The sequence below is a fragment of the Algoriphagus vanfongensis DSM 17529 genome, from assembly GCF_000429465.1.
Lineage (GTDB): Bacteria > Bacteroidota > Bacteroidia > Cytophagales > Cyclobacteriaceae > Algoriphagus > Algoriphagus vanfongensis.
Genome location: NZ_AUBX01000009.1, coordinates 683168 through 695917, shown reverse-complemented (window position 1 = coordinate 695917; position 12750 = coordinate 683168). Strand labels below are relative to the sequence as shown.

Sequence of the window (12750 nt, the reverse complement as noted above, 5' to 3'; positions counted from 1 at the left end):
AGATTTTCAAAAAAGAATAATAATCAAAGCTATGGCTAAAAGAAATGTAACTGTCAAAATGAAGGCAGATCATGAATACGAATCTGTCAACCCTCAAGGTAATGTCGTCCAGATGGATATGTATGATCCTGATCAGAAAAAAGCGCAGTCTCCGATGGATATGCTACTTTCTGCCTTGGGAGGTTGTGCCTCTGTGGATGCAGTATTGATGATGAAAAAGAAGAGGAAAGAGGTACTGGACTTCTTTGTGGAGGTTGAAGGAGACAGAAATGATGGGGTACCGGCTTTTTTCACCGACATCCATTTGAAATTTATCTTGGTATCACCCAATGCCACTGAGGAGGAGTTTGCCAAAGTGGTGGCACTGTCTGTTGATAAATATTGCTCCGTGGCCTCATCGCTTAAGTCCACTATAACCTATAGCTCAGAAGTGAGAAGAGCATGAGGGTAGTCAAAGAAATGTCTCGGGAGGATGTGCGGATCAGCATATTCTCCTGGAACAATAAATATATCATCAAATATGAGCTGGGTCCTATGGAGCAGACATTTAAGTTGGATGAGTATGATGTGCTGGAAGAGAAGGAGCTAGACGTATTTTTTGAAGGGCAATTTTTTGATCAAGTAAAAGGAAGGTTCAACGAAATGGGCAAATCATTTCGTGCTCAGGTGGAAAATCTTTAATTTTCCGCAAAGCCACCTTGAATGAACCTCAAACCCAGTCTCTTCTTTCTAGTATTTTTTACCCTAGTGTCTTGCTCCAGTCAGGAGTCTACAAGTAAAGAGGAGCAGCTGCAACAACTGGAAATATTGATCGAGTCATTTGAGGTGCAAGCTAGAGTCCTGATGGGAGAGATCAGCAATTTGGCTGATTATCATGAACGAATTCTACAAAAGAAAGAGCAAATACTTCAGGCCCATCAATCAGACCGCTATCATTTTGCTGGGTATTATTCCTCCAATACACCAGATTCGGATTCGCTCAAAAGTTCGATAGTCATTACTGAGAATGTCATCGATTATGAGCGTGCGAGGCAAGAAGTTCGCATGACCAATGCATTGGATTCGGCTTTCGCTTCTACATTTTATAAGTTTCAGATTGTCGCTCAGGTTTATGTGAATTCTGCTCAGCAGGTGTCGCGCGTATTTCCTGCATATGATGCTCCCAATATTTTGGATTCGGGTATCGACCTGACAGATTTTAACTTCTACTATGAAGGTGATTTGGCACACAATCCTGAGAAAGGCCCCGTGTGGATCCCTGATCCCTACGTTGACCCTGCCGGCAAAGGCTGGATCCTGTCATTGGTGCATCCAGTTTATGAGCAGGATGAGTTATTTTCTGTGATAGGAATAGACATTCAGATTGAGCAGTTTATCGAAGAGTTTTTGGATAATCTGCCCGGAGACTATTTGGTGGTGTCAGGGAAGGGAGATATCGTGGGAGGCACCTCTGCGGCTATTGAGGCTTTGAGTCTACCACCTCTTAAAAACCATGTGTATCGAGAGACAATTCGCTCGGATAATTTCAGGATTTCCGATTTCAACCTCTTCAATAGTAAGAGTCGTGAGGTGCGGGCGATGGCAAAAGCATTTTTGCTTGAAAGTAAAGAGGAGTTTGTGTTTGAAGAAGAGGATTTTCTACTGGATGCCATCAGTACCAAGTTTACATTGATCGATTGGTATGCTATCAAAATTAATTTTGATACCTGATGAAGAAGAACTTTCCCATTCGTTTGGATTTTTGGCTAACCGTGGTGATTGGTTCTGTCTTGGTACTCTTGGTGATTATCTTGGGTTTGAGCTTTTTTACAGCCATTTTCAATACCCAAATAGACTCGAGGAAGGAGTTTCTCAACAAACAAACTGAACTAGCGGCGAGAGGACTGGAGCTGGAAGTGAGACGCTTTGAAGAGGAGTCCAAGGAACTGATCAATTTTTTGGAAGACCCCGGACATGAGCTCGATGATTATGATGAGGAGTTTACCTATGCTGCCAGGAGACTTTTCAATGGTTTTCCCAAACTTTTGGATTCGGTTTGGGTCGACATGAAAGACTCTGTGCTGGTCTTTTCGATGAATGAGAGAAATGATTTTTTTAGAAATCAGAGTAAAAAAGCTTTTCCCCAAGTGGATCAAAAGGAATTTTCCCACTTGATCTTAGGTAAAAAAGGGTTCAGAGTCTTGTATTCGCTGAATCTCGTGGAATTTACCGAAGGCTATGTCACCAATTACTATTTGAATCCTGGCGGAGGAAAATTTATGATTTTTGACTCCGAACTTTTCAAATTAAATAATTCCATTGATTGGGATCCGCAAGACACTCCGGCTTTAATGGAGGATATTGCTCTTGGGCTGAAGGGTTTTTATGAAGCTTCTTGGGTCAGGAATGGAGTCGAGTCCAGTGGCATTGTAGCTCAGTATCCTTTTAGTTTCATCCTTTCCAATAAAAACGGGACGTTGATTTTTGCTATTCCTACAGAAGGTTTGACTAGTGGGATATATAAAACCTATTTCTTTCTTTTTCTGGGTTTTGTAGTCTTATTGGTGCTTACTGTAGGCTTTTTTGCTGTTTTTTTGAAAAGCAATACGGACTTTCAGCGCTCTCAAGAAGCAAGTATCAAGGAAATTCAGGAGCTTTTCGACCAGCAGTCAATGCTGCTTCATGAGCTGAAAGGCTTTGTTTTTTTTCATGATTACAAAGGAGAAATCACCCGTGTAAGCCCAGAGGTGGAGGAAACATTGGGTCATAGTCCTCAGGATTTTATTGATGCCTTTAAGTATCCTATCAAAGATCCAGATGCGCTCAAAGTACGTGAAATTGTATTTGGAGCACTGTCGGAGGGAGAAGATCTGATCAATGTCGAATATGATTTTGAACGGGCAGATGGAAAAAAGATACGGGTTCGTGTGTTTGAAAAATTGATCTTTGACGAAGAGGGAAGGTTCAATGGTGGGATGGGGATCTGCACCGATATCACAGATCAGTATCAGTCACGGATTAATCTCGTAGAGAGTGAAAACCGTCTTCGTACTTTGATTGGAAATATTCCCGATACCATTTTCATTTATGACAATGAAGGTGCCGTGATTGATTTTCATGGACAGGACAAAGAGGCTCAGGAGGAATTTACGCGTGATTCTTTGGGGAAATATCTGGAGGATTTTGTGGAGGAGTCAGAAGCGAAAATATTGCGCAAGACGTTTGACGAGGCGCGAGAGAATCAGTCAATACAAACTGTTACAGTGAAATTGCTCACTTCTGGGAAGGAAAGACATTTCGAAATGCGATTTTTCCCATTGGATTCTGAAAAAATGATGTCGATTTCCAAAGACATCACTTCACAAAAAATCTGGGAAAAAGGACTCGTTGACGCCATGAATGCTGCCGATCAGGCGAGTAAGGCCAAGTCAGAGTTTTTGGCAAATATGAGTCATGAAATCCGGACGCCGATGAACGGGCTATTAGGCATCATTGATTTGCTGGAGGAAACGCACCTTAGCAAGATTCAAAAGCAGTATGTAGATATCATCAAAAACTCAGGCAATACGCTACTGGGGATCATTAAGGATATCTTGGATTACTCTAAAATTGAGGCGGGGAAAGCTGAATTATTCAAGGAAATCTACAATCCGATCGAAGAACTCGAAATTCAATCCAAGTCTTTTGCGGGCCTTGCAGCGCAAAAAAACATTGATTTTACCTTTCAGAAACCGAATGTGGAGGAGTTTATGGTGGAGGGAGACAAAGTCAAACTCAATCAGATATTCCTCAATTTGGTCGGAAATGCAATCAAGTTTACACCTGAATATGGCAAAGTAGACGTAATTCTGACGCTAGATTCTGTAGGAGGAAGTACCTATTTCTTGAATTGCTTGGTTCGTGATACAGGAATCGGAATATCAAAAGAACATATCGAACGCCTCAGCGATCCCTTTTACCAAATTGACAGTTCTGCGACCCGAAATTACCAGGGGACAGGTCTGGGCTTGGCTATTGCTAAGAAGCTGCTGGAACTGATGGGAGGGGAACTACTGATAGAAAGTGAAGAAGGCAAAGGTTCTTCTTTCCGTTTTTCGATTATGATGCAGCTCCTTGATCGATCTACTTTGCAGCAAGCGAAGAAAAGTATCTCCTGGTCTGAAGTAAGACAAAATAGCAAACTTCATCCACTCAAAATCCTCTTGACGGAGGACAATGATCTCAATCTACAATTGATGCTTTTGATGCTGGATCAGCTGGGCTTCGAATATGAAATAGCAAGAAATGGAAAAGAAGCTGTAGAAATGGTCAAAAAATCTCATTTTGACATAGTGCTGATGGATGTGCAGATGCCGGTCATGAATGGCTTGGAAGCTTCTCAAGAAATCAGAAAAATCGACGGTACAAAGGATTTAGTTATTATCGGTCTTTCTGCTAATGTTTTTGATGACGACTACATGGAAGCAATCGATGCAGGAATGGATGACTACCTTACCAAACCTATCCGTTTGGCGGTATTGGCTGAGCGCTTGGAATTCTTCTCTCAGAAGATCAGAAATAGAAGTTAAGCTTTATGTTTTTTGCATAAGTAAGCTGGTATATAAGAAGATATGAGAAAAAATAAGTCTGACTAGGTGACAAAACAAAGCCTCGATTTAAATCGAGGCTTTGTTTATTTTCAGAATGTGGAATGGATATCAAAACTTTCCAGATAATCTGCGACTTTTCGTACAAACATCCCCCCTAAAGAACCGTCCACGACTCGGTGATCGTAAGAGTGAGACAAAAACATTTTATGCCTAATGCCTATAACATCTCCTGTAGGAGTTTCAATGACCGCAGGTTTTTTGACGATCGCACCTACTGCCATGATAGCTACTTGAGGCTGGGGTATGATCGGTGTGCCCATTACATTTCCAAATGAGCCGACATTGGATACGGTATAAGTGCCCCCTGCAAGATCATCAGGGCCCAATTTGTTGTTTCTTGCTCTTACTGCTAGATCGTTTACTTTTTTAGAGATCCCTACGAGATTGAGCTGATCTGCATTTCGTATGACTGGTACTATCAGATTTCCAGATGGCAAAGCCACTGCCATGCCTACATTGATGTCTTTTTTCTTGATGATTTTATCTCCATCTACAGAAATATTGATCATAGGGAAGTCGCGGATTGCTCTAGCGACTGCCTCGATAAAGAACGGAGTATAAGTAATAGACTCTCCGTATTTGGCCCGGTAAGCGCTTTTATTTTTCTCTCTCCAAAGCACGATATTCGTCATGTCGGCTTCTACGAAAGATGTGACGTGAGCCGATATTCTCTTCGAATCGACCATCCGCTGGGCAATCATCTTGCGCATGCGATCCATCTCGATGATTTCGTCCGATGCAGATATACTCACCTGAACTTTCGGTTCTGCTATTGACGGAGAAGAAGCTTGACTTACAGTGTTTCTCTTATCGAGGTATGCAAGCATATCCTGCTTGGTTACTCTTCCCTCTTTCCCTGTTCCAGGAATTTTGGCAAGTTCGTCTCCACTGATTCCTTCTTCTTTGGCAATACTTTTGACCAAAGGAGAATAAAATCTGGAGTCACTTGGGGAAATACTTTGGTTTGGTTCCTCGAGGATCGTGGCAGTATTTTCCGGAGCAGATTCAATCAATTCTGTTTTTGCATCAGCTTTTTCATCTGTTTTGCCAGCACTAGGCACAGATTCTTCTTCTGATGTCTCAATAACTGCAATCGGAGCCCCTACGGCTACCACTTCTCCTTCATTGACTAGGATTTTTTTCAAGACTCCTGCATGTGTAGCGGGAACTTCCGTATCTACCTTATCAGTAGCTACTTCCAAGACGGACTCATCTTGCTCGATAGTCTCACCTTCTTTTTTCAACCAGCTGAGAATCGTCCCTTCTATGATACTTTCTCCCATTTTGGGCATCAGCATTTCTACACTTGCCATACTGTCTTCGATATTTAATTATGTAAATATTTCAGTTTTAAAATTAAATTCTATCGAGATATCAAACAATACCGGTTGATAAAATTTTATTTGTTTCATTTAGATAGCTGTTGTCTTAGCAAATTTAAAACAGCAACGCCCGTCAATTGAATATTCAACAATCGATCTTGTGTCAATTGCAATTTTTTGGTCTCGCAAAAACCCTCTCCGGCACATGCTATCCAGACTGTTCCCACTGGTTTTTCATCTGTACCACCACTTGGACCTGCGATACCACTCGACGCTAAACCAAAATCCGCACTAAAGACTTTGCGGACATTTTGAGCCATTTGACTGACGGTTTCTTCGCTCACTGCTCCTCGCGTTTGTAGAGTTTCCTTACTCACGTGCAATAGCTCATTCTTGAACTGATTGTGGTACGGAACCATCGCACCTTGAAAATAGGCACTACTGCCAGCAACGCTAGTCAAGAGGTGAGAAATGTAACCTCCCGAACAGCTCTCTGCCAAAGCTAATGTTTTCCCGCTTTTGTTCAAAAGCTTGCCTATTGCAGTCTCCAAGGTCTCTGCATCATAGCCAAAGACATATTTTTCCAATCTGGGAAGCACGAGATTGATCTGATCTTCCACATCTTTTTTTAGTAATGTCAGGTCCTGACCAAAAGCAGTCAATCGCAGTTTGACTTGTCCCAGAGAAGGTAGGTAGGCCAGTTTGATGTGGTTTGGTAATGCATTTTCCCAATCAGAGATCAAGTCAGCGAGCCAGCTTTCTCCGATTCCCACTGTTTTGACTACTCTGTGGAAAATCACAGGCAACTCAAAAACTTCAGATAGTTTTGGAAGTACAAAGTCACTCATCAGAGTTTTCATCTCATGGGGTACTCCCGGCATGGACATCCAATAAGTGTCATTCTGATCAAACCACATCCCTGGAGCCGTTCCATTAGGATTGGGCACGTAGTCACAGCAAGCTGGAAGATGACCTTGTAGCGTGTTGAGTGGTGTCATGTCCCGGCCTCTTTTTCTGAAAAACTCAGTGATGGCGGCCACTGCTTCAGGTACTTCTACTACCGGACAGTTAAAATATTCTGCCAATAAAGGTTTAGTCAGGTCATCTTGCGTAGGACCCAAACCACCTGTAATAAGGACGAGATCGGCTCTGCTTTCAGCTTCTGCAAAGGCTTTTAAAATATCCTCTCGGTTGTCGCCTACGGTAGTTTTTCGGATTACCTTGACACCTTTGAGGTCAAGTTGCTGGGAGATCCAATGACTGTTGGTATCTACGATCTGACCATAGAGGAGTTCGTCTCCTATGGCTATGATTTCTGCTTTGATTAGCTTCATTGAGGAGTTTCCTTGATTTTTTGATAGTCTACAAAGGAGAAAGAGTAGCTGTGTCTATCGTCAGCCGGATGAAATTCCCTAAAAGTCTCCTTCCACTCTTTTTTGTCATATTCTGGGAAATAAGTGTCTCCATCAGGACTAGCATCGACTTCTGTTAGCTGCATCTGATCTACGATCGGAAGACTTTGCTTGTAGATCTCACCACCTCCGATGACATAGAGTTTATCAGCTTCTAGTTTTTGACAAAAAATCACAGCTTCTTCAATGGAAGCAAAACGGTGATGTCCCTCTGGCACTGGATAGTCTGCGTCTCTGGTGATGATCAGATGAGTGCGATTGGGCAGCGGTTTGCCCAAGGATTCAAAAGTCTTTCTGCCCATCAAAATATAATGGCCAGAAGTGATGGTCTTGAATCGCTTGAAATCATCCGGAAGTCTCCAGACTAGGTCATTTTCTTTGCCGATTACTCGATTCTTGGCAAGTGCTGCGATGATGATGATTTGCATAGGTCGAAAAACTAAGCCTGAATTTAAGAGGGGCGCTTGGTTAAAAAAAGACTTTTAAGGAATGTTTGGAAAGTAAAACCACTCCAAAATGAAACATTTGATCAGAATTGATTCAGTTCAGCTAAATGTCTTTTTGATAAAGTCCAGAAATTCCCCCCGTGCTTTTTTCTCGGTCAAAAGGGATTTCATCACTCCGACAAAATGGGAGAAACTCATTTTTTCTTCCTTTTTCTCCACCGGTTGTATTGCTTGTTTTTGTTTGGAGGAGGTTGATTTTTCTTCAGAGCTTGCAGCTTGCGGAGGAGCTTGGTAGCCTGTCAGTTCATCTGCTTTTGAAAAACTCTTTTTGGATTGCTGCTGATAGCCGAGTTTTTCTTCCACCAGTCCTTTATTATTGTAGGAAACGGCATCTTCAGGATCCAGCTCAATTGCTTTTTCATAGTCTGCTATTGCTCCTTTGAGATCGCCAGTACGGTCTTTGAAAAAAGCTCTGCTGGAATAGCGGTAGGGATTGGAAGGGTCGAGATTGGCTGCTTTGTCAAAAGCTTCCAAAGCCTCTTCGTTTCTTTTGAGTAGATGTAGTACTACGGCTCTATCTGAGATGAAATCAGTATTGTAGGGCTCCAGCGCCACTATTTGATCAAAATCTTCGAGCGCCAGTTCTGTTTGTCCTAAGCGGGATCGTATTCTGCCTCTAAAGAGAAAATACTCTGATTTTTCAGGTGCCTGACCAATCAATTGATCAAAGATTTCCAGGGCTTCTTCAAACTTCCCCTCTTTGTATAGATTTATTCCTTTTTCGAAACTCATTTCCAATTCTTTGATACAAATACAAAAGTAAGGCTCGAAAAGTTTAGGCAAATAAACTTATCAATCATTTTGTGGGCAATTCGTCTTGGCTGTTATCTTTAAAGTCAGAATAATCACCAAGCATGCCTCAGAATCCCACCACTGTACTCAAAGAACTAAAAGCCGGAAAATTTGCCCCGATCTATTTTTTGGATGGGGAAGAGCCATTTTATGTGGATTTGATTACTGATTTTATTGAGAAAAATGCCATTGCAGAGCATGAGCGTAGTTTCAATCAACTCGTGCTCTATGGCAAGGATTCCAATATGGGGCAGATACTCAATAATGCCAGGAAGTTTCCGATGATGGCTGATCGTCAAGTGGTGATAGTCAAGGAACTGCAAAGTTTGCCTGACTTAGGGAAGGAAGATCCACAAAAGCTTCTGATTTCTTACCTGCAAAATCCTCTTCCAAGTACCATATTGGTTTTGGTGCATAAGCATAAGAAACTGGATGGTAGATCGGCTCTATACAAGGAACTCGATAAGCGGGCGGTGTATGTGCGCTCGGATAAAGTTTCCGATTATAAGTTGAACGCTTGGATCGATGAGTATTTCAAAGATATGGGTCATGCCATTGAGCCCAAAGCTTGTCAATTGTTGGCTGATTCGATTGGTAATAATCTGGAAGTACTAACCAATGAAGTAGGCAAGATGCTTCTGAATTTTCAGGGGGAAACCAAGGTGACCACAGAACATATCGCCAAATACATCGGAATCAATAAGGATTACAATAATTTTGAGTTTTTAAAGGCCATTGGTTTTAGAGATGTGGGCAAAGCCAATAAAATCATTCACTATTTTTCACAAAACCCAAAGGCTCATCCGGTAATCCCTTTGTTTTCATTGATTTATACGTATTTCACCCGAATAGCTTTGATTCATCAGGCTCGGGTCTATTCGGATAGTCAGGTAGCTGGGGTCATAGGAGTGCCTCCATTTGTGGCAAAGGAATACATCGCTGCGGCAAGAAACTATAAATTGGGCAAGGTAATTGAGGTGTTCCGATACATCAAAGAGGCAGACCTTCGTTTCAAAGGAGTAGACTCCGGAAGTTTGAGCGAATCGGAAAACCTCCGCGAACTTGTGTATCGAATTTTGCACTGAACCCTAAGCCAATTTATGAAATACCACCTGGTGCTTCTTGCAAGTCTCGGGCTATGCTTAGAAGTGGACGCACAGTCCACGCTCTATCAAACTAGCCCTCAGAGATTATTAGATGAGCAATTTGAACTTTTCGATAAGCAGCTATTTTCAGCTGCGCTGCTGGAAAATCAGCAGATCCAAAATCTTCCACTCAGTGCAGAGCAAAGTCGCTCGGGACAATTGCACGCAGCTATGTCAGCCTTGCAATTGGAAAGCCCTGATGGTCCTGGATTGATGAAATCCTACATACTTGAAAATGGAAATCACCCAACTGTAGCCACTGCTGGTCTTTATATGGGTGATCATTTTTTTTATAAGAGAAATTACAAAGAAGCGCTGGAAGGATATCAACTGGTAGATACTGAGAAGTTGGATGTGGGGACCAAAGCAGATGTTCTCTTCAAGCAAGGCTATGCTTATTTTCAGCTCGATGACTATGCCAGTGCTGCTCCGTATTTTGATGAGGCAAAGCGTTTAGGACAGCCGATCAGCTATGACGCTTATTATTATTCGGGCTATATCGCTCTGAAAAATGGAAATACCCAGAAAGCTATTGCGGACTTGCAGATAGCTGCCCAATCCCAATTTTACGCAGGGAAAGTCCCATACTTATTGGCTGCGATGTATTATCAGCAGGGGAGTTATGAAGAGTTGATTGCCTATGCTGAACCCAAATTAACCAGTGGTCAATCTCTGGATCGCAAGGAAATGATCCATTTATATCTTGCTGAGGCCTATTTTGCTAAAAAACAATTTGCAAAAGCTGCAGAAAACTATGATGCCTTTGTAAATGCGAGAAAGGGAGAATTGACCCGTGAGCAAGTGTACAAGGGAGGTATAGCACAGTTTGAGTTGGGCAATTATCAAAGAGCTACAGATTACCTTAAAGTATCAGCCAGTTCGGAAGATGAGCTGGGGCAAGCTAGTAGTTACTACCTGGGGCATGCTTATTTGAAACTCGATAATTTTCAGTTTGCAAGCACTTCTTTCAAAGCTGCTGCCAATTCGACAATCAATCCAGCTATTCAGGAAGAGGCTATATTCAACTATGCCAAGTCTAACCTGCAAAAGGGGAGTTTTCAGGCCGGTATTTCAGGTCTGGATGAGTACATAGAAAAGTATCCAAGTGGGAAATATAGATCAGAAGCGGAGACGCTTCTGTCAGAAGCCCTCATCAATACGTCAGATTATTTGAGAGCCATCGAGCAGATGGACAAAATCTCCAATAAATCTGCGAGAATCCGGGAAGCTTATCAAAAAGTCGCTTTCTATCAAGCCATGGTTTATTTCAGAGATCAGCGTTTCCCTGCTGCTTTGGCATATTTGGACAAATCCCTTGCCTATCCAGTCAATAAGGATATGGTATTGGAATCGCATTTTTGGAAGGGAGAGATTTACTCAGCCTCTGGTGATCTCAATACGGCTGCTAAAAGCTACCAAACGGCCTTGGAAATGGGCCGGACTACTTCAAGTGCATATATCAATAAGAGTTTGTATGGACTAGGCTATGCCTATTTCAATGATCAAAAATATCCTCAGGCTGAGCAGCAATTCAAAACTTATTCCGACAGGATGAGAACCCGGAATGACCGGGAAAATTACGACGATGCGATCCTGCGGCTAGGAGATACTTATTATGTCCAAAAAAGATTTGGAGAAGCAGAGCAGGTATTTCAACAGGGTATCTCGGATAGAAATGCAGGTATTGACTATGCTTATTTCCGCTTGGCGGTTGTCCAAAACTTCCAATCAAACAACAATGCCGCATTGGCTAACCTCGATCGTTTGATTTTGAATTATCCCAATTCACTGTACTTGGAAGATGCCATGTATCAGCGAGGCCAGATTTTCATGGAAGAAACGCGGTACAATGAAGCCTCAGCAAGTTTTACGGAACTGATCAATAGAAAACCGAATAGCCCATTTGTTCCCTATGCCTTGGAAGGGAGAGCTGTCGCCAATTTCTCCTTGCAAAACTACGATCAAACAGTAAAGGATTACCGGGCGATCTTGGATCAGCATCCTAACTCTTCTTCCTCTGAGACAGCATTGAAAGGACTCCAAGAGACTCTTGCTTTGCAGGGAAGATCAGGTGAGTTTTCTGGTTATTTAGAAAACTACAAGAATTCCAATCCTTCAGGTGGTTCAGTCCAAGCCTTGGAGTTTGAAGCTGCCAAGAGTCTTTATTTCGAAAAGAATTTCACACAATCCAGTCAGGCATTTGAAAGTTATCTGAGAAATTATCCACAGTCTGGACAAAAAGCAGATGCCTTGTATTTCCTCGGAGATTCCTATTTCCAATTGGGAAATAAGGATCAGGCATTGGTTTCGTTTCGTGCACTTGAGCGTGAACCAGCTTCACCTCAGCGACTGAGAGCGATGCAGAAAATCGGTAGCATAGAGCTGGAAAAAGGTAATTATGCTCAGGCGATTCCGTATTTGGAAACCTCTGCTCAAAATGCAAGAAGCAAGGTCGAGGAAGCAGAAGCATTGCAAGGACTCATCGAGGCATACTTCCAGACTCAAAAACACAATGAGGTCATTCGCACTGCGGAATCACTGGAAAAACTGGATGGAATCTTACCTGATAGTAAGCCAAAGGCACTGCTTTACAAAGCCAAATCTCAGTTGGCTTTGAATCAAAGAGATGCTGCGGAGGTCAGTTTGGCCATTTTGGTAGATGCTTACAAAACTATACAAGGTGCAGAAGGACTTTATTTGCTAGCAGAATCATACACAGCCAAAGGACAACTCGAACAATCCAATGAAACCATTTTTGAGCTATCAGGACCATTTGCAGATTTTGGCTACTGGTACGGAAAGATGTTCTTATTGATTGCTGACAACTACCTCCAACTCGGTGAAACTTTCCAGGCCAAAGCTACCTTGGAGTCTGTCGTGGAAAATGCCACGAATGATGAAATCAAAGCTACGGCTCAATCCAAACTTCAAAACCTTAACTAAAC

At 42.2% G+C, this 12750-nt stretch carries 10 protein-coding genes; 6 read left to right on the top strand and 4 right to left on the bottom strand.

What is annotated here, in order from left to right:
* The first annotated feature begins 31 nt into the window (after window positions 1-31).
* From G460_RS0104390 to G460_RS22555, 4 genes are read left to right on the top strand one after another with little or no spacing between them, the layout of a single operon-like run.
* Window positions 32-445, top strand: a complete 414-nt coding sequence (locus G460_RS0104390) for an OsmC family protein (RefSeq protein WP_026954222.1) — start codon at window positions 32-34, stop codon at window positions 443-445.
* Complete coding sequence (locus G460_RS0104385) at window positions 442-681, top strand: hypothetical protein (protein WP_026954221.1); 240 nt, start codon at window positions 442-444, stop codon at window positions 679-681. The genes G460_RS0104390 and G460_RS0104385 overlap by 4 nt, the downstream gene beginning before the upstream one ends.
* Before the next feature lie 21 nt (window positions 682-702).
* Window positions 703-1710 carry a PDC sensor domain-containing protein gene (locus G460_RS21410; protein WP_051315908.1) on the top strand — a complete coding sequence of 336 codons (1008 nt, stop codon included), beginning with the start codon at window positions 703-705 and terminating at the stop codon, window positions 1708-1710.
* Complete coding sequence (locus G460_RS22555; RefSeq protein ID WP_051315907.1) at window positions 1710-4547, top strand: PAS domain-containing hybrid sensor histidine kinase/response regulator; 2838 nt, start codon at window positions 1710-1712, stop codon at window positions 4545-4547. Before G460_RS21410 ends, G460_RS22555 begins: the two co-directional genes overlap by 1 nt.
* 110 nt (window positions 4548-4657) lie before the next feature.
* Here the strand turns inward: G460_RS22555 and G460_RS0104370 are convergent, their stop codons facing one another.
* The 4 genes from G460_RS0104370 to G460_RS0104355 form a co-directional block, all read right to left on the bottom strand.
* Window positions 4658-5941, bottom strand: coding sequence for a dihydrolipoamide acetyltransferase family protein (locus G460_RS0104370; RefSeq protein ID WP_026954220.1), 1284 nt, complete (start codon window positions 5939-5941; stop codon window positions 4658-4660).
* Between the two features lie 95 nt (window positions 5942-6036).
* Window positions 6037-7284: a competence/damage-inducible protein A gene (locus G460_RS0104365; protein WP_026954219.1), complete on the bottom strand. Its 1248-nt coding sequence runs from the start codon at window positions 7282-7284 to the stop codon at window positions 6037-6039.
* A complete protein-coding gene (locus G460_RS0104360) occupies window positions 7281-7790 on the bottom strand; it encodes a dihydrofolate reductase (RefSeq protein WP_026954218.1) in 510 nt (169 codons plus the stop codon). Before G460_RS0104360 ends, G460_RS0104365 begins: the two co-directional genes overlap by 4 nt.
* A gap of 117 nt (window positions 7791-7907) precedes the next feature.
* On the bottom strand, window positions 7908-8600 hold the full coding sequence (locus tag G460_RS0104355) for a tetratricopeptide repeat protein (protein WP_035463840.1): 693 nt from the start codon (window positions 8598-8600) through the stop codon (window positions 7908-7910).
* 122 nt (window positions 8601-8722) lie between these two features.
* Between G460_RS0104355 and holA the strand changes: the two genes are divergently transcribed.
* Together holA and G460_RS0104345 are read left to right on the top strand one after the other, a co-directional pair.
* Window positions 8723-9745 carry a DNA polymerase III subunit delta gene (gene holA, locus G460_RS0104350; RefSeq protein ID WP_026954216.1) on the top strand — a complete coding sequence of 341 codons (1023 nt, stop codon included), beginning with the start codon at window positions 8723-8725 and terminating at the stop codon, window positions 9743-9745.
* 15 nt (window positions 9746-9760) lie between these two features.
* Window positions 9761-12748: a tetratricopeptide repeat protein gene (locus G460_RS0104345; protein WP_026954215.1), complete on the top strand. Its 2988-nt coding sequence runs from the start codon at window positions 9761-9763 to the stop codon at window positions 12746-12748.
* Window positions 12749-12750: the final 2 nt, after the last annotated feature.